Annotated in this window: 18 protein-coding genes; 4 read left to right on the forward strand and 14 right to left on the reverse strand. The window is 70.1% G+C overall.

What is annotated here, in order from left to right; translation table 11 throughout:
- Positions 1-89: 89 nt before the first annotated feature.
- Entirely contained in the window at positions 90-1,667 is a 1,578-nt protein-coding gene (locus tag ACWF82_RS27040) for a hypothetical protein (protein ID WP_452505592.1), read from the forward strand.
- Here the strand turns inward: ACWF82_RS27040 and thpD are convergent.
- From thpD to ACWF82_RS27065, 5 genes are all read right to left on the reverse strand, one after another.
- Positions 1,664-2,578 (reverse strand): ectoine hydroxylase, encoded by a 915-nt coding sequence (gene thpD / locus ACWF82_RS27045; protein WP_452505594.1) that lies wholly within the window; start codon positions 2,576-2,578, stop codon positions 1,664-1,666. The two genes, ACWF82_RS27040 and thpD, sit on opposite strands and share 4 nt — an antisense overlap.
- The gene (locus ACWF82_RS27050; protein WP_189022653.1) at positions 2,571-2,975 is read right to left on the reverse strand and encodes an ectoine synthase; all 405 of its coding nucleotides are present in this window, start codon (positions 2,973-2,975) and stop codon (positions 2,571-2,573) included. The genes thpD and ACWF82_RS27050 overlap by 8 nt, the downstream gene beginning before the upstream one ends.
- A complete protein-coding gene (gene ectB, locus ACWF82_RS27055; RefSeq protein WP_452505691.1) occupies positions 2,972-4,240 on the reverse strand; it encodes a diaminobutyrate--2-oxoglutarate transaminase in 1,269 nt (422 codons plus the stop codon). Before ectB ends, ACWF82_RS27050 begins: the two co-directional genes overlap by 4 nt.
- Positions 4,240-4,791, reverse strand: a complete 552-nt coding sequence (gene ectA, locus ACWF82_RS27060; protein ID WP_452505596.1) for a diaminobutyrate acetyltransferase — start codon at positions 4,789-4,791, stop codon at positions 4,240-4,242. The genes ectB and ectA overlap by 1 nt, the downstream gene beginning before the upstream one ends.
- Positions 4,792-4,859: 68 nt before the next feature.
- The gene (locus ACWF82_RS27065; RefSeq protein ID WP_379307358.1) at positions 4,860-5,573 is read right to left on the reverse strand and encodes a response regulator transcription factor; all 714 of its coding nucleotides are present in this window, start codon (positions 5,571-5,573) and stop codon (positions 4,860-4,862) included.
- Positions 5,574-5,852: 279 nt separating this feature from the next.
- On the opposite strand from ACWF82_RS27065, the gene ACWF82_RS27070 reads away from it, so the two are divergent.
- Positions 5,853-6,800, forward strand: coding sequence for a threonine/serine dehydratase (locus ACWF82_RS27070; protein ID WP_452505598.1), 948 nt, complete (start codon positions 5,853-5,855; stop codon positions 6,798-6,800).
- A 66-nt stretch (positions 6,801-6,866) separates the two neighbouring features.
- Here ACWF82_RS27070 and ACWF82_RS27075 read toward each other — a convergent pair whose 3' ends face one another.
- The 7 genes from ACWF82_RS27075 to ACWF82_RS27105 are packed head-to-tail and all read right to left on the reverse strand — an operon-like array spanning position 6,867 to position 15,276.
- Positions 6,867-7,721, reverse strand: a complete 855-nt coding sequence (locus ACWF82_RS27075; RefSeq protein WP_452505600.1) for an SDR family oxidoreductase — start codon at positions 7,719-7,721, stop codon at positions 6,867-6,869.
- Positions 7,722-7,755: 34 nt separating this feature from the next.
- Entirely contained in the window at positions 7,756-8,439 is a 684-nt protein-coding gene (locus ACWF82_RS27080) for an FHA domain-containing protein (protein ID WP_452505602.1), read from the reverse strand.
- A 1-nt stretch (position 8,440) separates the two neighbouring features.
- Positions 8,441-9,730, reverse strand: coding sequence for a vWA domain-containing protein (locus ACWF82_RS27085; RefSeq protein ID WP_452505604.1), 1,290 nt, complete (start codon positions 9,728-9,730; stop codon positions 8,441-8,443).
- Positions 9,727-10,743: a PP2C family protein-serine/threonine phosphatase gene (locus ACWF82_RS27090; RefSeq protein WP_452505606.1), complete on the reverse strand. Its 1,017-nt coding sequence runs from the start codon at positions 10,741-10,743 to the stop codon at positions 9,727-9,729. Before ACWF82_RS27090 ends, ACWF82_RS27085 begins: the two co-directional genes overlap by 4 nt.
- Complete coding sequence (locus ACWF82_RS27095; RefSeq protein WP_452505609.1) at positions 10,740-13,136, reverse strand: tetratricopeptide repeat protein; 2,397 nt, start codon at positions 13,134-13,136, stop codon at positions 10,740-10,742. Before ACWF82_RS27095 ends, ACWF82_RS27090 begins: the two co-directional genes overlap by 4 nt.
- Entirely contained in the window at positions 13,133-14,305 is a 1,173-nt protein-coding gene (locus ACWF82_RS27100; protein WP_452505611.1) for a hypothetical protein, read from the reverse strand. Before ACWF82_RS27100 ends, ACWF82_RS27095 begins: the two co-directional genes overlap by 4 nt.
- Entirely contained in the window at positions 14,302-15,276 is a 975-nt protein-coding gene (locus tag ACWF82_RS27105) for a glutamate ABC transporter substrate-binding protein (protein WP_452505612.1), read from the reverse strand. The genes ACWF82_RS27100 and ACWF82_RS27105 overlap by 4 nt, the downstream gene beginning before the upstream one ends.
- Before the next feature lie 140 nt (positions 15,277-15,416).
- Between ACWF82_RS27105 and ACWF82_RS27110 the strand changes: the two genes are divergently transcribed.
- Entirely contained in the window at positions 15,417-16,622 is a 1,206-nt protein-coding gene (locus ACWF82_RS27110) for an RNA-guided endonuclease InsQ/TnpB family protein (RefSeq protein WP_452505614.1), read from the forward strand.
- On the opposite strand, the gene ACWF82_RS27115 is transcribed toward ACWF82_RS27110, so the two are convergent.
- Both ACWF82_RS27115 and ACWF82_RS27120 read right to left on the reverse strand, forming a co-directional pair.
- A complete protein-coding gene (locus tag ACWF82_RS27115) occupies positions 16,606-17,877 on the reverse strand; it encodes a hypothetical protein (RefSeq protein ID WP_452505616.1) in 1,272 nt (423 codons plus the stop codon). The two genes, ACWF82_RS27110 and ACWF82_RS27115, sit on opposite strands and share 17 nt — an antisense overlap.
- A gap of 172 nt (positions 17,878-18,049) precedes the next feature.
- Positions 18,050-19,549, reverse strand: a complete 1,500-nt coding sequence (locus ACWF82_RS27120; protein WP_452505618.1) for a flavin-containing monooxygenase — start codon at positions 19,547-19,549, stop codon at positions 18,050-18,052.
- Between the two features lie 214 nt (positions 19,550-19,763).
- Here ACWF82_RS27120 and ACWF82_RS27125 point away from each other — a divergent pair, with 214 nt between their 5' ends.
- On the forward strand, positions 19,764-20,918 hold the full coding sequence (locus tag ACWF82_RS27125) for an LLM class flavin-dependent oxidoreductase (RefSeq protein ID WP_452505620.1): 1,155 nt from the start codon (positions 19,764-19,766) through the stop codon (positions 20,916-20,918).
- Positions 20,919-21,089 lie beyond the last annotated feature (171 nt).

Raw genomic sequence — 21,089 nt, forward strand, 5'->3', positions numbered from 1 at the left:
CGTAGACACGAGTACGGTGTAGCGCGCAACCGCGGCCAGCGCCAGACGCCGCATTGGGGGTCGAACGCGGAAAGGGTGGGCCTGCACCGATGAATGATCCCGGCGCGCAACCTGCTGGCGATCCGATCCCGCTCGAACAGCGCTATACCAGCGCCGACCCGATCGACTGGTGTGGCGCCGCCGTGTATCCGATGTACGCCGAGGCACTACCCGAGGGCACGACCATGGTGCGATTGCGTGCGGTGTCGGTGATGCCGCCCGCCGAGGTCTCCGGTCTCGGTCTCGGTCTCACCGTGCAGGAGGCGCATGTCCGCCTCGGCGGGAAATCGTTGCAAGGCGTCGACATCTGGTACGACGCCCTCGCCGCCGGGGTCGACATCCCGGTGACCGCGGACGGGCCCGAGGCACTGTTCACCCTCACCCCGGTCTGGGTGGCCGAGTCCGGGACACAACAGTCCTGGACCGGTAACTACGGAATGGTCGTCGACCTGCTGCCCGGCCGCGCGGCGACGCTGTGGTGCAGTACCGGGCCAGGCACACCGGATTTCAACGAGCTCGTCGTGGAACTGACCACGGTTCCGGCGCCGGATCCCGCGCCGTTCGTGCCGCCACCGGTGTCGACCGCGGCCCCGTCGATCCAGGCCGCCACGCCGCATACCCCTTTCGCGCCGGTGACGATGCCGCCCACGCCGGCGATCACGGCCGCCATGCTCGCCGGTTTCCCGGTTTCGACCGCCATGTCCGCTGGTCCGCCGGATGCGGCCGCGACGCCACACACCCCCTTCGCGCCGGTCACGATGCCGCCCACGCCGGCGATCACGGCCGCCATGCTCGCCGGTGCCGCGGTTTCGGCCGCCATGTCTGCGAGTTCGCCGGAATCGGCCGCCACGCCAGCTGGTCCGCCGGATTCGGCCTTCAGACCGCCGACAGCCCCGGCCCCAGACACCATGGCGCCCGTTGCTTCGCTTCAGATCCCGGTGCCGTCTGCTCCCCCGGCCCCAGCCGCCGCTGCTCCGGTTCAAACCCCGATGCCGCCTGCTCCCCCGGCCCCAGCCGCCGCTGCTCCGGTTCAAACCCCGATGCCGCCTGCTCCCCCGGCCCCAGCCGCCGTTGCTCCGGTTCAGACCCCGGTGCCGCCTGTTCCCCCGGAACCTGCCGCCATGCAGCCAGTTCCACCGACACCCGACGTGCCGCCCCCGACCTCGGCACCAGCCATCATGCAGGGACGTCCCTCGGCGCCGGTAGTCATGCCACCTGCGCCCAGCGCACCGACCGTCCTGCCGTCCGATCCCCCGATGCCTGTCCCGCCCGAGTTCCGGACAGGGAGCCACGCACCGCCGGCTCCCCCACCCATCGCACCCGATCCTCCTGTCGATACCGCGCCCGGCATCGCACCGCCGACCCTGCGCGCGCCGCAGGCGTCCGGCGGGCAGGGATTCGGGCGTGCGCTCTACGACCTGGGGACCGCGATGAACGAACGCGGTGAACACGATTCGGCGCGCGCCCTGCTGACCCAGGCCGCCGAGGCGGGACACAGCGGCGCCGCCTACGATCTCGGCGTGCTGCTGTTGCGCGCGGGTGACCGCGCTGGGGCCGAACACTGGTGGAAGGCCGCGGCCCACGATGATCCGCGGGCCGCGGCCTCCCTCACCGAACTTCCGCGCTAGCGCGCCTGATCCGCCAGCGCCGCCACCGCTTCCGGCGCCGCACGCACCGGGGTGACCTCACGGGCCGCGATGTGCGCCGGCCTGCGCCGGGGCGCCGCGTATGGCTCGGCCAGCGCGTTCTCCACGCTGTTGAACACCAGGAAGATGTTCGACCGCGGGAACGGCGTGATGTTGTTCGACGAACCGTGCATCATGTTCGAGTCGAACAGCAGCGCCGAACCTGCTCGCCCGGTGAACTGGGTGATGCCGAAGCGAGCGGCGAGGAAGGTGATGTCGTCGTTCGTCGGCACCCCGATCCGCTGCTCCTGCAACGACTCCCGATAGTGGCCGTCGGGTGTCTCACCCAGGCACGGCACGAAGGTGCGGTGCGAGCCTGGCATCAGCATGAGACTGCCGTTGAACGGGAAGTTGTCGGTCAGCGCGATCGACAGACTCACCGCCCGTGGCGCGGGCATGCCGTCCTCGGCGTGCCAGGTCTCGAAATCCGAGTGCCAGCCGAATCCGCTCCCACCGAAGCCGGGCATGTAGTTCACCCGGCTCTGGTGCAGGTACACCGCCGAACCGAGGATCTGCTCGGCGAGGCCGACGATCCGCGATTCGGTCAGCAGCTCCGCGATCGGCTTGCTGAGCTGGTGCACCTGGAACACCGAACGCACCTGCCCGGCCACCGGTTCCACCACGACCCGCTCGTCGCCGTAGAGCACGGGATCGGCGGCGAGATGACCGACCTCCGCACCGAACGCCGCCACCTCGTCGGGGCTGAGCAGGTCGGGGATCACCGCGAAGCCGTTGGCGTCGAACCCCGTCAGCTCGGGCGAGGTGATCCGGCCCCACACGGTGGGGTCGGTGCGCTCGAGATGTGGCGCCGGCTCGGTCAGCCGGGTCGGGTAGCGGTCGGACCGATCAGACACTTGCTGCCTCCTCCTCGACGACGAGCGGATACACCCCGTTCTCATCGTGTATTTCGCGGCCGGTGACCGGCGGATTGAACACACACAGCATCCGCAACCGGGTGCGCGCGTTCACCTGATGACGTTCGTGACCGTCGAGCAGGTACATCGAGCCGGGGCCGAGCTGGTGGACGGTCTGGTTGTCGAGATCGAGCAGACTGCCCTCGCCCTCGATCAGCCAGACCGCTTCGACATGGTTCTGGTAGTGGAACTCGTGGACGGTCCCGGCCTCGATCGTGGTCTCGTGGAAGGAGAACCCGACCCGGTCGCCCGCGAGCACGATGCGCTTGCTGCGCCAGCCGGGGCCTGCCACATCACGGTCGGTGCCGGTGATCTCGGCGGTGGTGCGCACGATCATGCGGCACCTCCACAGACGGCGTCGATCGAGGCCGACAGCACGGACAGGCCGCGGTCCAGCTCGTCGCTGCCGAGTGTCAACGGCGGCAGCAGCTTCACCACCTCGTCCATCGATCCCGAGGTCTCCACCAGCAGGCCCTGTTCGAACGCGGTGCGGCACACCTTGCCCGCCTGCGACGGGTCGTCGAAGACGATGCCGTGCACCATGCCGCGGCCGCGGGTGCTCACGCCCTCGTAGCGATCGGCGACCGTGGACAGCTTCCTGCCGATGTATTCGCCGTTGGCGGCGGTGTGCTGGGCGAGGCGGTCGTCGGACCAGTACTCGCGCAGGGCGGCCGTCGCGGTGACGAAGGCGGGGTTGTTGCCGCGGAAGGTGCCGTTGTGCTCACCCGGTGCCCACTGATCGTGCTCGGGCTTGAGCAGTACCAGCGCCATCGGCAGGCCGTAGCCGCCGATCGACTTGGACAGGGTGACGATGTCGGGGGTGATGCCGGCGATCTCGAAGGAGAAGAACGGGCCGGTGCGGCCGCAGCCCATCTGGACGTCGTCGACGATGAGCAGGATGTCGCGCGAGGCGCAGAGTCCGGCCAGGTGACGCAGCCATTCCGCGCGGGCCAGGTTGACGCCGCCCTCGCCCTGCACGGTCTCCACGATCACCGCGGCGGGGCGGTCGAAACCGGAGGAGCTGTCGTCGAGGACGCGCTGCATCCAGCCGAAGTCCTCGATGGTGTTGTCGAAGTAGCCGTCGTACGGCATCGGGGTGGCGTGCTCGAGCGGCACACCGGCGCCTGCCCGCTTGGCGGCGTTGCCGGTCACCGACAGCGCGCCGAGGGTCATGCCGTGGAAGGCGTTGGTGAAGCTGAGCACCGTCTTGCGGCCGGTGACCTTGCGGGCCAGCTTGAGCGCGGCCTCGACGGCGTTGGCGCCGGTGGGGCCGGGGAACTGCACCTTGTAGTCGAGGCCACGCGGCGACAGCAGCGTGTCGCGAATGGTCTCCAGCAGTTCACGTTTGGCGACGGTCGACATGTCGAGGCCGTGGGTGATGCCGTTGCCGGCCACATAGTCCAGCAGCGCCCGCTTGAGCACCGGGTTGTTGTGGCCGTAGTTCAGCGCGCCGGCGCCGGCGAAGAAGTCGAGGTATTCGCGACCCTCCTCGTCGCGCAGCCAGGCGCCCTCGGCGGTGGCGAAGACGGCGGGCCAGTCACGGCAGTATCCCCGCACATTCGATTCCATCGCCTCGAAAATGCTGGTATCGGTGGTCGTGATCATCGTCGTTCCTCCTGGCGCTGAGCGGGTGCGATGACATACAGCAGCTCGGCCTCGTGTGAATCGGGGAAATCGTGCGTTTCGAACAAAGAGTCGGTGCGCAAACCCGCACCGCGCTCTCGGGCCACCGCGGCGAACAGCGCCTGGGAGGCGGTGTTGCCGGGTGAGATCGTGGTTTCCAGCGTGGTGATACCCGCGGGTGCCACGGAATCCAGCAGCGCGTGCAGGATCGTGGCGGCCAGGCCGCGGCCGCGGAACTCGGCGTCGACGGCGATCTGCCAGACGAACACGGTGTCCGGCGCTTCCGGGCGGACGTAGCCGATGACGAATCCCACGGCGCGACCGTCGCATTCGGCGACGATCGACGTCGCGGCGAAATCACGACACCACAGCAGGTAGGCGTAACTGGAGTTGACGTCGAGCACCTGCGAGTCGCGGGCGATCCGCCACAGCTGGGCTCCGTCACCCAGTCGTGGGGGTCGCAGTGTCGGTTCCGCACCGAGAACCGCAGGGGCGGTAGCGGATTCGCTGGACATGGTGGACGAAGGCATACATCCACAGTGTCGAACCGACTTTGCGGTCTTTGTGTCGAGCTCTTTGCAGTTGTATGACGAGTCTTTTACTGCGATTGCGGATCGAGCCGATAGCCGAGTCCACGCACGGTGACGACGATGCGCGGGTCGGACGGGTCGCGTTCGATCTTGGTGCGCAGCCTGCGCACGTGGACGTCGACGATCCGCTCGTCACCGAAAAAGCCCTGGTCCCAGACTCTTTCGAGCAGCACGGCGCGACTGAGCACGCGACCGGGGGTCTCGGCGAGTTCGCACAGCAACCGGAATTCGGTGACGGTGAGGTGGATCTCCTCGGCCCCGCGGCGGACGGCGCCCGCGTCGGCGGCCAGGATCAGTGGCGCGTCCGGATGCGCGTCGAGGACGGCTTCCGGGGTGGTGTCGCGATCGGCGGTGATCCGGGCACGGCGGCGCAACGCGCGCATCCGTGCGGTGATCTCCTTGATCTCGAACGGCTTGCTGACGAAGTCGTCGGCACCCGCTTCCAGGGCCGCGACGACATCGTGGGTGTCGTACCTGGTGCTGATCACGATGATCGGCACGTCGTGGTCGCGGCGGATCTCCCTGATGCAGTCGAAGCCGTCGGTCTCGCCCCGCATCAGGTCCACGATCATCAGATCGGGCGGGCCGTCGATCCGCAGCCGGTCGAGGGCGTCCTCGGGGACACCGGCCTCGGCGACGGCATAGCCTTCATCTTCCATCGCGCGACGTAGGTCACCGCGCATCTGGACGTCGTCGTCCACGATCATCAAGTTCGCGCTCATGCCCGCACCTCGCTGTGGCTAGGTTCAGGCATGACCGCCGAGGCGGCTGTGTTGTTCCGCCGCTCGTTGCGCTCGCTCATGTGCACATCCTTTGCTGACACGCCGGGACGTGCGCCGGATAACTGGGGAGTTCGCGCCCCCAGACCGACACGACATCCCGTCTTCGAGCTTGTTACCGATCCGTTATGTACCCAGGCTTGGGGCAGCGTAAACCCGCCGTAACAATTCGCCCGGTCAGCGGCCGATCCGAAGCACGGTCGGCGGTGGCATAGTCGAGTGGTGACACCGACCTATGACGACATCGAAGCGGCCGCCGCGCGGATCGACGGGCTGGTCCGCCCGGTCACCGTCGCACCGGCCGCTCCCGGCACCGATCCGCTGTGGTTCGCGCTGGAGTTCCTGCAGTTCACGGGCACGTTCAAAGCGCGCGGCGCGCAGAATTTCGTGCGGGCGCACGCGGCGGCGGGGACGCTGCCCGCGGCCGGTGTGACGATCGCCTCAGGCGGCAACGCGGGGCTGGCGTGCGCGTGGGCCGCGCGCGAGGCCGGGGTGCCCGCGACGGTGTTCCTGCCCGACACCGCTCCCCCGGTCAAGATCCATCGATTGCGTGACTACGGCGCCGAGGTGCGACTGATCGGTCCGGAGTACAAGCAGGCGCTGGCGGCATGCCAGGAGTTCGCCGCCACCAGCGGGGCGCTCTCCTCGCACGCCTTCGACCATCCGCTGATCGCCGCTGGCGCGGGCACGCTCATGCGCGAGATCCACGCGCGGGTGCCCGATCTCGACACGGTGCTGGTCGCGGTCGGCGGTGGCGGCCTGTTCACCGGAACGGCGATCGCCGCCCAGCATGCGGGGATACGCACGGTGGCGGTCGAGCCCGAGAACTGCCGCTCGCTCAATGCGGCACTCGAGGCGGGCAGGCCGGTGGACGTCACGGTCGACTCGATCGCGGCCGATTCCCTCGGCGCGCCGCATGTTTCGGCGATGGCGCTGGCCGCCGCACAGCACGAGAGCGTGCGCTCGGTGCTGGTCGGGGACGACCTGATCCGCCGTGCCCGCAGGCAGCTCTGGGACGAGCATCGCCTCGCGGTCGAGAACGGTGCGGCCACCGCGATGGCGGCCCTGCTCGACACCGGGTCGGGCGCCGCCTATCGGCCCGAACCTGGCGAACGGGTCTGCGTCATCCTGTGCGGAGCCAATACCGACCCCTCCGACCTGGTCCACTAGGCGGCGCAGCGCGGTCTCGTGGCGCGGTGGTCGGGTCCTGGATCGGTCGATGCGGGGCTCGACCTGTCAGCGGACCAGTTCGTTCTTGGTGGCGTAGTTGGTCATCGCCGCGTTGAGGCCGCGCATGGCCAGCGTGTAGCCGAAGGGGAAGTAGCGCTGGCCCCAGTGGGCGAGGTGGATGTCGCGGGAGGTGTAGACCCAGTAGCGGTTGCGTTCGACGCCCTTGACGACGGCGGCGGCGGCCTGCTCGGGGGTGACGGCGTGGCGCAGGAACAGGCTCATCGCCTTCTGCAGGGCGGCGCTGTCGCGGTCGACGCCCGCGATATCGAGGCTGTCGACCATCGGGGTCGCCATGGCGCCGGGGCAGACCAGGCTGACGCCGATCTTGTGGCGGCGCAGATCGAATCGCAGGACCTCCGAGACGCCACGCAGACCGAACTTGGTGGCGCTGTAGGGCGCGTGCCAGGGCAGACCGAACAGGCCGGCCGCGGAGGACACGTTCACCAGATGGCCGCCGCGCTTGGCGGCGATCATCGGCGGGACGAACTCCTCGATGACGTGGATCGGGCCCATCAGGTTGATGTCGACGGTGCGGCGCCACTGCTGGTGGGTGAGCTTGTCGACGGTGCCCCAGGTGGCGATGCCCGCGACATTCATGACGATGTCGATGTGGCGCACGGCTTCGAAGGTGTGCGCGGCCAGGCCGACGACGGCGGAATGGTCGCTGACGTCGGCGGCGTGGGCCAGATGCACCGTCGCGCCCGCCGTGCGCAGTTCGGCGGCGGTCTTGTCGAGCGCGTCCGCCGTGATATCGGTGAGCACGAGGGCAGCGCCCTTGGCGGCGGCCGCGAACGCGGTGGCGCGACCGAGACCGCTGGCGGCGCCCGTGATCAGGCAGGTCTTCCCGTCGAACTTCGTCATGGTCCCGACCCTACGGTTTGGTGAACAGATACGTCTATGGCCCGGTGCCGATCGCGATGGTGGTCCAGCCGCCGACATGGATCCGGCTGCCGTCGCGCAGCGCGACCGCGACCTGGGGTGCGATCGGCGCGTCGGCGCCGTCCAGGCTGGTCCCGTTGGTGGAGCCGAGGTCGGTGATGGAGAGCCCGCCGCCCGGATCCACCTGGATCATCGCATGCGCGCGCGACACCCCGATGTCGACCGGCGCGATGCCGAGGTCGATCTCGGGCACGATGCCCTGCGATGCCGACCGTTTCCCGATCAGGAACTGGTTGCCGTGCAGGATGATCCGGCGTTCGGGATAGAAGTCGGGGAAATCGACGCGCTCGGCATCGGGGCCCTTACGCGCACGGACCCGGACGTAGAAGTCGCGGTCGGCGAAGACTCGCGCGACCCAGACCGGTGCCGCGCTGCCGGTCGGGTGGACCTCGTCCGGGCCGGGAGTGCGGAGAACGGTCGGGTCCGCACCGCGGTGTTCGACGGGCGCTGCCTGCGGGGGTACGGGCAGCGCCGAATCGTGTCCGCAGACCTCGCAGAATCTGCCGCTGGTCGGCGTGGCGCAGGACGGGCACAGCCGCAGTCGGGCCTGATCCGGCGCCGGAGCGCCGTCCAGGGCGGACCCGCACACATCGCAGTAGTCGGTCGCCTGCGACAGATGTCCGTCCGCGCAGACCGGCATGTCAGGAACCCTCCGGCCGGACCCGCGCCGTCTTGGTCGAGCGGATGTCGAGTGCGAGTTCATCGGCGGCGGCGACCTCGCCGCGCAGCTTGACCGTGCCGTCGCGGTCGTCGACCTCCACCACGCCGCGCAGCAGCTTGGCGGTGGATTCGTGGCCGGACGCGGCCGCCAGTTCCACCGCGCGCCGCAGCTTGGCGGTGGCGGTGGTCAGGTCGCCGCTGCGGCGGGCCGCCAGACCCTCCTGCACGGCCTGGGCCAGTTCGACCTGCCCGGTGTAGTGGGCGACGCGGGTGCTGATCCGGGTGGACAGCGTGGTGTCGGTGGTCCACACCGCGCGCACGAGACCCTGGCCGAGGATGTCGTCGCCTGCCAGCACGCTGAGCCGGGCGGCCAGCTTCTCGCGGCCTGGCGCGGCCGGTTCCAGTTCGATCTGCACGTGGTATTCACGTTCCTCGGCCGCCCAGGACGAGAGCGGGTACTCCCCCACCTGCGGGCCGGTGTCGGCGCGGCGGGCGGTGAGGTCTTCCAGGACCGGCGAGACCTGCTTGACCATCCTGACCCGCGCGCCCGCCGGGGTCCACACCTTCAAGGTCAGCTCGGGGATCACGCGGGCGACCGAGGAGCGCATCATCTTCGCGAAGTCGGCGGCCAGGTCCTTGGGGTCGGCAACCATGTCGGCGTCGCCGGACAGCTTCGAGGAGATCTTGTGCAGGTCGGCGGCCATCCAGTCGTCGCCGACACCGCGGCAGTCGCAGACGAAAAGGCCTTCGGCACGGTCGAGTTCGGTGCTCAGCTGCTCCGGTGACTCGTGCTCGTTCTTGCCGTCGGTGAGCAGGATGGCGTGTGCCTGCGCGCCGGGGTGCGCGGCGGCGACCTGGCGGGCCAGTGCCAGCCAGGAACCCATGGCGGTGCCGCCGTCGGGACGGAGCCGGTCCAGTGCCCGGCGGGCCGCGCCGCGGTTGCCGCGGTCGGCGGGGACGGACATGCCCTCGGTCGGGTAGATCATCCTGGCCTGTTCGGTGCCCTCGATGATCGCGAACGCGGTGCCGTCGGGGATCTCGTCGAGGGCGGTGCGGGTGGCGTTGCGCGCGTTCTCGAACTTGCGCTTGTTGCCCATCGAGCCCGAGCAGTCGATGATCAGGATCTCCAGCCGCGGTGGCGGGGTCGCGGCGACGGCGAGCTCGGGGCCGGTGGTCACCGTGAGGACCGCGTCCACCACGCCCGCCCCTTCGGCGAGGAACTCGTTCTGGTCGACGGCGATCGAAATACCTTCGGTCCCTGTAGAACTCATGACACTCCTGGATCGTGCGGGACGGCGCCGGGCGCGGGCACCGGGGCCAGCGCGACCGTGATGTTGTCGCTGCCGCCGCTGTTCAAGGCGAAGTCGGCGAGCGCGCGGGCAGCGGCCTGCGGTGAGGTCTCGACGGTGAACCCGGCGAGGGAGACGGCGTCGGGCAGGTAGTTCCACAGACCGTCGCTGCACAGCAGCAGCGTGCCCGGTTCGGTGGCGACCATGCGCTGCAGGCAGTGCGCCGACCACGGCGCCTCCCCGCCGTCGGCGCCGAGCCAGCGCAGCAGGGTGTGCGCGCGGGGGTCGTGCATGGCGGCTTCCTCGTCGAGGGCGCCCGCGTCGACGAGTGCCTGGGCCCAGGAGTCGTCGACGCTGAGCCTGCGTGAGGCGGTGGGGACGCCCGCGGCGAGCCAGAAGGCGCGGCTGTCACCGACATTGGCGACGGTGATCTCGGTGCCCTCCGTGGTCTCGCGCACGATCGCCGACACATACGTGCAGGAGGGCGCGTATTCGCTCGAGCGGGACATCCCGCGCACGGCCGCGGTGGCGGTCGCCAGGCCTGCCATCGCGCTGTCCTGCGCGGAGCGGCCGTCGGCGAGCGCGGCCAGTGCCGCGTCGACACCGGCCCTGGCCGCGGTGCCGGAGGCGGCCTGCGGGTCCTGGGAGGTGGACACGCCGTCGCTGACCACGATGACGCGCGTGCCGTCGCCGTCCCGGACGGCCGCGGCGACGGCGTCCTCGTTGCGGGAGTGACTGATTCCGCGATCGGTGAGGATGTAGACCGTGCCGAGATCGTCCTCGAATCGGTCGGGAACCGGCTTCGGGCTGCCGCACTGCACGCAGCGGCCGCCCTCGTAGCGTCGTTCCCCACAGGTCGAGCACTGCGGCACAGTGGCCGGATCGTGGATCGGCAGCGCGACTTTGCGCACCCCGAGTTCGCGACCGCACCCCTCGCAGAAGCGGTGCCCCGCCCTGCCCGATCCCGCGCAGTCCGGACAACCGGGCGCGCTCACAGCGTGGTCCTCGGCCGCACCACGTTCGCCTGATCCACCAGCACGAACCGGGTCCACATGTCGTCGGCTTCCCGAGCCAATGTCCGCAAGCATCGTTCCAACCCCGTCCGTACTCCCTGCTCGGTGAATTCCACGTCCAACAGCTTGCCTGCCGCGCTCGGTCGCTGTCCCGACCGGATCCAGCTCAGTGCCGCCTCCAGCACATGCATGCGTACCTGGGCGGTGCGGGCGCGCGAGTCCAGGCTCAGCCGTTCGACCCGCTCACCCGCCTCGCGCAGCAGTGTCTCGTCCAGATCGGCCGGGTCTCTACGCGCCAGCAGGGTTTCGACGGCGGAGACTCTGGCCTCGGTGAACATCGACGATGTGCGGTCCACCTGGTCGAGGACCGTCACCGCACCGGTCCGGTCGCCTGACGCGCGGCGCAGGCGGGCGGCGCCGAAGGCAGCGGAGAGGTAGGCGTGGTCGGTGCGCCACACCAGTTCGTAGAGGGCGAGTGCGCGGCGCAGGTCGGCCTCGTCGCCCTCGGCGCCGAGTTCCAGCGCGGCCGCCAGCGCGAGTTTGGGGGCGGGCTCGCCGGGCAGTGCGGCGTAGACGGCCTCGAAATCGGCTGCGGCGGTGGCATGGTCACCGGTCAGCACAGCGGCCTGCGCGCGATACCAGACCCGGCGCCAGTCGTACTCCAGCTCCTCGGCCAGTGCGTCCAGGCGGGCCAGGGCGGCCTCGGGTTCGCCTGCTTCCAGTTCGGCGCGGACCAGGCGCAGCGGAATCTCCACCGACTCACCGGATCCGGTGACCACGGCGCGCAGGCCCGCGGTCAGCGCCGCCTCCAGTTCCGCTGGGGTCGCCGCGTCGGTGGTGGCCAGCAGCGCGGCGCCGCTGTCGCCCGGATCGACCAGCGGGGCGGGCAGGCCGGTGATGAGCGCGGCGGGTTCGGGTGTGGGGCTGTCGATGCCGAAGACCGCGCGGGCCGGGCCGAACGAGCTCGACATGCCGGGGCGCGGGATGCCGTCGCCGGTGGCCAGCACCTCGCGCAGCACGCCGGTGAGCTGATCGGCCATCTCCGCCATCGAGCCGAAGCGGGCAAGCGGCTCGTCGTCGGTGGCCCGCAGCAGGAACCGGTGCAGCGAATCATGCTGGGCGAGAAGCGGTTCGGTGTCGGGGGTCGGTAGTGGACCGAGCTTGCCGTCGGCCGAGGCCACCCGCATCATCAGCACGGCCAGGGTGCGGCCCGCGGTGTAGACCTCGGTCGCCACGGTGGGGCCGGTCTCGGCGATCTCGGGCGCCTGATAGCCCAGGGTGCCGTAGATCGGGCTGGTGCGGTCGTCCATGGAGATGACGGCGCCGAGGTCGATCAGCTCGAGCCGTTCCTCGGTCTGCATCACGTTGTCGGGCTTGAAATCGCAGTACGCCCAGCCGCGGGCGTGCAGATAGCCCAGCGCGGGCAGCATTTCCAGCACGTAGGCGATGGCCTGGGCGGGCGGCAGGTAGCTGTTGTCGGTCTCGGCACGGTGCTTGCGCAGGATCTGCTTGAGCGAGGTGCCGCCGACGTAGGCCATGACGATGTAGCCGACCGGCTCGCCGTCGGTGTCGGCGTGTTCGGTGAAGTTGTGGATCTTGACGATGTTGGGGTGGTCGACCTCGGCCAGGAACCGCCGCTCGGCCAGTGCCGCCGCCAGCGCGTCGCTGTCACCGGTGTCGATGAGGCCCTTGAGGACCACCCAGCGCTTGTTGACGCGGTGGTCGACGGCCAGGTAGATCCAGCCGAGACCGCCGTGCGCGAGCGCGCCGGCCACCTCGTATTGCCCGCCGACCAGATCGCCCGCGCGCAGCCGCGGCACGAACGAGTAGCGGGTGCCGCAGTGCGGGCAGAACCCGGAGGTGCGGCCGGGCAGACCGTCGTGGCCGCGGCCGACCGGCTTGTCGCACTTGCCGCAGAAGCGATCGGATTCGGGGACCTGCGGGTCGGTGAGCACCGCCGTGGCCGGGTCGACGCGCGGTACCGGCGGCACCTCGACCAGGCCGGCGCCGAGCCTGCCGCGCGCGGCCGAGCGGGCCGACCCGGAGCGGTGGGTGCGCACCGAGCGGCTCGACGTGCGTCCGCTCGCGCTGACGGTCGGCGCGGACGGGCTGTACACGGCGGTGGCGGTCGGGGCGGTGCCGCAGGTTTCGCAGTAGCCGTCGGCGATCGTTCCGCCGCAACCGGGTTCGGCGCAGACACCAGATGCCGGTGGCGGGGTGCCGTTGCGCGGCTGTGCGGTGGTGCGCGAGGACCGGCCGCCGTTGGACGCGGGCGCCGGGCCCGGCGGTGGCGCGCTCGCCACGGGGGCGGTGCCGCAGACGGCGCAGTAGCCGTCTTCGACGGCGCCGCCGCACCCCGGTTCACTACATGTCATGCTGTCCGCCCCGCTTTCTCCCCGATGATCGAACGATAGTCCGCGACCGCCCGGGTGACAGCGGCCAGATCGCATGGTGTCCGGCTGAGCAGGCCCGTGGCGATGCGGTCGGCGGCGAGGACGTCGCGGTTCTCGCTGACACCCAGACGTGCCGCCTTGGCGCGGTAGGCGGTGAGCCTGCCGCGGAGCTCGGCCCGCCGGTCCAGCAGGCCGCGCGCCAATTCCTCGCGCCGCGTAGCGGTTTCGCCCGCCTGGGTGGCGCGTGCGCGCAAGGCCAGCAGGTACTCCACCGTCGGGCGGGTGGGGTGCGGGCCGAGCGTGTCGAGCTCGGCGCGCAGTCGCGCCGCCGGTTCGCCGCCGCCGGGTAGTTCGCCCGTGGCGACGGCGTGTTCGGCCTGCGCGACGGTGTCGTCGGCGCGGCGCTGCAGCTCGTCGAGCCCGGTCAGTTGCCTGCGCAGCGTCTCGACCGCGGCGGGCAGGTCTGCCGCGACCGCGAGATGTTCGGCATGCCGGGCCGATTCGGTCTCGACCAGTGCGGTGAGCGCGGCGAGTGCGGCGGTGACCTCGTCCGGCGCGAAACCGAGCGGGTCCGTTCCCGCCCGGCTCGACAGTGCCGCCAGCGGTTCGGCCGCCGCGTCCAGCGCGCCGTGCGCCTGCTCGACGCGCTGCTGCAGCGGAGCGAGCGCGCCGATGACCCGCCGGTCCACCGCCTCGACCTCCTCGGCGAACGGCGCGACGAAGGCGAACGCGGCGCGCATGCGCTCCAGCGAATCCGCGATACCGACCGTCACGATCGTTTCGGCGGGACCGGTGAGTCCGCGCTGCGCCAGCGGAATCGGGATGCGGGCGATCTCGTGCGGGCGGCCGCGCAGCAGTGCGGTGAGGCGGGCGCGGGCGCGGGCGTCGACCCGGCTACGCCCGCCGCGGATCTGCTCGGCCTCGGACACGATGGCGCGCACGCGGCCCAGGTCCTCCCAGAGTTCGCCGAGCGCCTGCTCCACCCGCGCCCAGCGCCGCGCGGTCTCCCCCGTCGGCGGATACCGGCGGACCAGGGCAAGGCCGGGGTGGCGGTCCAGTTCCAGCAGCGTCGTCGTCACGGTCGCCAATTCCGCTGTGCGCGCTGTCAGTTCGCGATCGATCTCGACGATGCCGAGCAGCGGCCAGGTCATCCCGCGTACCGGGGCACCGGCGGGCCCGGCGACGGGCCGAGTACCGCCAGATGCTGCTGGTAGATCCGCTGCCAGGTGCCGTCGGTGCGGGCGCGGTCGAGCACGCCGTTGACGAAGCGGACCAGGTCGTCGCTGCCCTTCGGCACGCCGACCGCGTAGGCGCCGGTGCCGATCTGGTCGCCGACCAGCTCCAGGTTGCGGTCCTGGGCGACCAGTCCCGCGAGGATCGGCTCGTCGCCGCTGATCGCGTCGACCGTGCCCTGCTGCAGGGCGACGAGGCAGTCGGTCCAGTTGGTCACGCCGAGCACACTGGGTGGCGTCGGCAACGAGAACAGCGGCGCCGCCGCCGTGGTGCCCTTGGTGACACACACCCGCTTGCCCGCCAGGCCGGCGGCATTCGTGATCCCCGCGCCCTTCGGTGCCGCGATGCGTTGCGCCGCACGGTAATAGACGCTGGAGAAGGCGACGTCACGGCGGCGTTCGCAGGTCGCCGAGAAGGTGCGCACGATCATGTCGACCTTCTTCTCCTGCAGCAGCGGGATCCGGTCGGCGGCGGCGACAGAGCGCAGTTCGATCTTGTCGGGGTCACCGAACAGGTCGCGCGCGATCTCGCGCGCCAGGTCGATGTCGAAGCCTTCGAGCCGTCCGGTGGACGGATTACGGAACCCGAACATGTAGGTGTTCTGGTCGACGCCGACCCGCAGCCTGCCGTTCGCGACGATCGCGGCCATCGACGACCCGGCAGGCATCGCACCGGGCCGCGGCTGACTCGTCGGCGCCAAGGTCGCCTCGGTATCGCAGCCACCGGTGCCTTCCGCGGTCGGCGCCGAGGTGATGGCCTCCGCACCGGGCAGCGGCGGCGCGACGGCGGTCGCCGGAATCGTCGACGGCTCCGGTGCCCCACCGCAACCGGCGACCAAGACGACCGCCGACACGAACACCGCCACCAGCGCGGTGCGCCGGGCGCTCATCGAGACACCCCCATCATGTACCCCCGAGTCAGGCTAGCTGCGCATACGCCGTCCAGGTCGAACGCAGTTCTCAATCTCGACATTGCTCGATCAGACCCTCCATCGAGAACTATATTGCGTTGCGCCGTAGAGTGTCCGGCGTGGACGAGGTCGTGCGTTTCACCTATCGCTTGCGGCCTGGTGCGCACGCGGTAAGAGCGCTCGAATCCGAATGGCATCGGTGCCGGTATCTGTGGAACGAAGCCGTGCACCAGCAACGCAGCGGCGCGAGGCCGACCTTCGCGCGATTGTCGAAAATGCTCACCGAAGCGCGCGCCCGTACCAGTTGGTTGCGAGAAGGGTCCCAGGTCGCCCAACAACAAACGTTGCGCACGTACTCGGTCGGCCTCGACCGCTCGTTCAAGGTGAAAGGGTGCGGACGTCCGAGGGTCAAGCGCCGTAAGCTTTCCCTGCCGTCGCTGGAGTACACCACGCGCGGATTCTCCATCAGAGAGCGCACATTGTGGCTGCCCGGCAAGGTGTCGATTCCCGTTGTGTGGTCGCGGGAGCTGCCGACGGCACCGACATCGGTCCGCGTGTACCGAGACTCCCTCGGCCACTGGTACGCGTCGTTCGTGACCCGCCGGACGGTCGAGCCTGCACCCCCCGTGACCGGTGCCATCGGCATCGACTGGGGCGTCACCGCCACTGCGACAACCACCGATCCCGAATACGACATGCCCTACGCGGGGCACCGTCGCCGGTGCGCCGCCGAACTCGCCCGAGCACAACGGAAGATGGCTCGACGCCGTCGTCCGCGCGGGGAAACCCCGTCGCGGGGCTATCAGCGAGCCCGCTGTGAAGCCGCTCGTCTGCACAAGAAAGCGGCCCGCCAGAACACTCATGCCGCCCGAGTGTGGGCGCGACGGGTCGTGGCCGAGCACCACACGATCGCGGTCGAGGATTTCAAACCCCGGTTCCTGGCCCGTTCCACGATGGCTCGCAAAGCAGCGGACGCCGCGATCGGGAGCGCGAAACGTGAACTGATCGAACGTGGCACGCGGGCGGGCCGGAAGGTGGTGTTGGTTCCGCCCGCTTACACAACCATGACCTGCGCGAGCTGCTCTGTGAGAGCCAAACAGCGGCTCGCACTGGGCGATAGAACATTCCGCTGCGAATCCTGCGGGCACACGGCAGACCGAGACCGCAACGCTGCCGCAGTCATTCTCGCAGCCACGGTAGATCTCGACCGTGTCAGCGCTGACGACATAAGACACTGCGCGCCTCCTTCCGGGGATACGTCTGGTGCGGTCCGAGCTGAAAATCCCCCGGCTACAGCCGTGGGAAGAGTTAAAGGAATTCCTTGATTCGGGGCCACAGGCCGGTTGTCACCGCGCCCGCGGCGGCCAGCAGGAGGATCAGCGTGCCGAAGGGGCTGAGGGTGAAGGTGGTTCCGGCGGCGTCGACGCCGTCGCGCAGGTCGGTGCGGGCCTGGGCGAGGGCGTCGCGGAGTTCGTGGTCGAGGCGGGCGAAGCTGGTGGCCGAGCTGTCGGGGCCGGTGCCGATCGCCTGGGTGACGGCGCCGGTGTAGTCGGCCTTCTCGTAGGCGGTGCGCTGGGCGTTGTGGCCCGCGGCCCAATTCGTCAGTGCGCGGGCCGCTTCGGAGTCGGCTGCCCCCGCGGCGGTGAGGCGCTGTTCCAGGTCGGTGGTGTGGGTGTGGAAGGCCGCTTCGGGGGCGGTGATGTCGCCGCGGGTGATCAGAGCGAGCGTTTCGTCGGTGCGGGCCTGCTGGGCCAGGATGCGGGCGCCCGCCAGGTTCTCCACGCGCGCACCGGCGCCCGAGTCGCCGGTGTCGAGCAGGTGCGCGGCGGTCAGCGTGGCGCCCACCGACCACAGCACGGCTAGCAGCGCGGCGGCCGCGGCCAGGGCGACACCGGCGTTCACCAGCCGGTTGGTGCGGCGCAGCAGCACCACCGAACCGGCGGCGCAGGCGGCCAGGACGAGCAGCAGGAGCACGATCGTGGTCAAGGGGAGCGCGCCGATGCGGTGCTGATCCTCCCGTACCGCGGCGAAGCGGGCCTTGTTGAGCTGTTCGGCGTTGGGCAGCAACGAGGTCTGCATCAGGTCGGAGGCCTGCCGCAGATAGGCGGAGCCGACGGGGAAGCCCTGCCGGTTGTTGGCGCGGGCGGTCTCCACCAGACCGGTGTAGGTCGGCAGGTCGGCGGCGATCCGGGCGACGATCGCCCTGGTCTGCGCGTCGGTCGCGCCCGCGGTCGCTTCCGCCAGTGCCGCGGCGGCTTCGGCGAGCGACTGCTCGTAGGTGTCACGCACCTGCGGCGATTCGATGCCACCGGACAGGAACGCCGTCGCCGCACCGGCATCGGCCGCCGACAGCGCGACGTAGAGGCTCTGCGCGGCGAACGCCAGCGGCTCGGTCCGGTCCAGCACCTGTTCGGTCCGCCCGGCCTTCGCGTCGAGCTGTTGTCCCGCGGTCAGTCCGGCGACCACGCAGGCCACCGTGATCACCACGAGCACCACACCGAGCACACCCGGTGTCGTCGCGGCGAAACGCCGCAGCCACATCCCCGCGTCACGGATGGTCGCCGGTAGGCGAGATCCCACACCGTCCTCCCCTCATCTCCCCGGGCGGTGTCTTCGATCGCGATAGTACGGGAGGCGCTGACAATTCGCCCGGGCGACCGAAATCGGCTCGGCACAAGCGGATCGGGCCCAGCACAGCGAAAAGGGCCCGCCACACCGATGGTGTGACGGACCCCGTCGACGTCGCGCTAGGTCAGGCGCCCGCGACCTTCTCGCCCGGCTTGACAGCGGTGCCGACCTTGCTGAAGCGCAGGACGCCGTCCTCGATCGGCGCCTTGTGCATCAGCGTGCGGTCGCGGTAGTAGTTGTTGACCAGCTTCCAGGCGCCACGGGCACCCTGACGCGGCATCGCGGCGTTGCCGCGCTGGATGTAGCCCGAGGTGAGCGCGCCACCCATCAGCGACTCGTCGGCGATGTCCTCGGGGTTGGCGTGCACCTCGAAGGTGGTGTAGCCGCGGTCGCGCATGATGTTCAGGACGCGGCACAGGTAGGCGGCGGCGAGGTCGGCCTTCAGCGTCCAGGACGCGTTGGTGTAGCCGATGATCATCAGGAAGTTCGGGATGTCGGAGTACAGGACGCTCTTGTAGGCGACGGTCTCGTTGAACTTCACCGGCTCGTCGTCGATGCTCATGGTGATGCCGCCGAGCATCTGCACGTTCAGGCCGGTGGCGGTGACGATGATGTCGGCCTCGAGCTCCTGGCCGGACTCGGTCAGGATGCCCTTCTCGGTGAACTTCGCGATGCGGTCGGTGACGATGTCGGCCTTGCCGCTCTTGAGCACCTTGAACAGGTCGCCGTTGGGCACCACGCACAGGCGCTGATCCCACGGGTTGTAGCTCGGGGTGAAGTGGCGCAGGTCCACGTTCTTGCCGACCTGCAGCCGCACCTGGGCCAGCATCAGCTTCTTGGCCAGCTCGGGGTTGGTGCGCGAGAGCTGGAAGCTGGCGCGCTGCAGGGCGATGTTGCGGGCGCGGCCGATCTTGTAGGCGATCTGGTCGGGCACGCGCGACTTCTTGAAGCCGACCGCGACCGGGTCCTCGGAGGGCAGCGCCTGGATCCAGGTGGGCGAACGCTGCAGCATGGTGACGTGCGCGGCGTCGTCGGCCATCGACGGGATCAGCGTGATCGCGGTGGCGCCGGAACCGATGACGACGACCTTCTTGCCCTTGTAGTCCAGGTCCTCGGGCCAGTGCTGCGGGTGCACGATCCGGCCCTGGAAGTCGTCCTGGCCAGGGAAGGTGGGCTGGTAGCCCTCGTCGTAGTTGTAGTAGCCGCTGGCGCCGACCAGGAAGTTGGCAGTCCATGTCTCGGTCTCGCCGGTCGCCTCGATCAGGGCGGTGACGGTCCACACGGCCGAGGTGCGATCGAAGTCGGCGGTGACGACCTTGCGGCCGAAGGTGATGTGGTCGGTGACGCCGTTTTCCTTGGCGGTGTCCTCCACGTACTGCCGGATGCTGGCGCCGTCGGCGAGCACCTTGGTGCCGATCCAGGGACGGAACCCGAAGCCGAAGGTGAGCATGTCGGAGTCGGAGCGGATGCCGGGGTACTTGAACAGGTCCCAGGTGCCACCGATATTCTCGCGGCGCTCCAGGATCGCGTAGCTGCGTCCGGTCTGCTCGCGGGTGAGGTGACAAGCCGTGCCGATTCCGGACAGGCCAGCGCCGATGATCAGTACGTCGACATGCCGCGTCATTGAGGAAACTCGTTTCGTAGGGTCCGTCGCCGCTCGCGCATCGTCGCCCGAGCCTCCGGCAAGATTACGTGTTTCGCATAGTTACGTCTAGTTCGGTTCGGTCGCGCCGCGGCGTGTCGGGGGTTGCGCGCACGGTGATCGGAATCCGTGACGTCGCCGCCCTCGCCGGTCAGAGTCGATAACCGACTCCCATCACTGCGACGAAAAGGCGGACATGACCGAGCGCGGACTGTCGTTCCACTGGTTCCTGCCCACGTATGGCGATTCGCGCGGGCTGGTCGCCGGCGGACACGGCAGCTTCATGTCCGGCGATCGCCCGGCCACGCTGCGCTACCTGAACCAGCTCACGGCCGCGGCCGAGGACAACGGCTTCGAGGGCGTGTTGACCCCGACCGGCGCGTGGTGCGAAGACGCCTGGCTGACCACCGCCATGCTGGTCCAGACCAGTGAGACGCTGAAGTTCCTGGTCGCGCTGCGTCCCGGCCTGGTCAGTCCCACCCTGGCGGCGCAGATGGCGGCGACGTTCCAGCGGCATTCCGGCGGCAGGCTGCTGCTCAATGTCGTCACCGGTGGCGAGCCGCGCGAGCAGCAGGCCTACGGCGACTTCCTGGACAAGGCGCAGCGCTACGCCCGCACCGGGGAATTCCTGCACATCGTGCGCGAGCTGTGGGAGTCGACCGAGCCGGTCAGTTTCACCGGAGAGCACCTGCGGGTGCGCGACGCGCTGCTCAGCGCCCGGCCGGACCCGGTTCCGCCGGTCTTCTTCGGCGGCTCCTCCGGCCCGGCGGGCCCGGTGGCCGCCCGCTACGCCGACACCTATCTGACCTGGGGTGAACCCCTCGACGCGGTGGCGAAGAAGCTCGACTGGATCCGTGGCCTCGCCGCGATCGAGGGCCGCACCGTCGACTTCGGTCTGCGCATCCACGTGATCAGCCGCGATACCGCCGCCGAGGCGTGGGCCGAGGCCGACCGGCTGCTGGCCGGCATCGCGCCGGGCGAGATCGCGCGGGTGCAGGCCAGCCTCGCCAACAGTGAGTCCGAGGGTCAGCGCCGGATGGCGCAGCTGCACGACGGGCGCACCGACGGGCTCGAGATCGCCCCCAACCTGTGGGCGGGGGTCGGTCTGGTCCGTGGCGGCGCGGGGACGGCGCTGGTGGGATCGCACGCGGAGGTGGCCGAGCGGCTGCTCGAGTACGCCGCGCTCGGGATCGACCATTTCATCCTGTCCGGGTACCCGCACCTGGAGGAGGCGTACTGGTTCGGGGAGGGTGTGCTGCCGATTCTGGAGCGCAAGGGCGTGTGGCGGCACCCGTCCCGGCCCGCGGCGGTGCCGGTGGTCGCGCCGTTCACCGCGGCGGCCAGTAGCTGAACACGGCAGTCGGTGCACAGTGGCAGTCACTGCCGGTGACCGTGCATTCCTCTGCACTGAACCAGCGGACGAGGCAGTGACCTGGCGCTGCCTCGTCCGCCCCGGAACCGCCATACTTCCTACCATCGGTGCAGTGATGCACGCTGTGCATCACACAACCGCACTCCCCCA

It is taken from the genome of Nocardia sp. NPDC055053, from assembly GCF_053608285.1.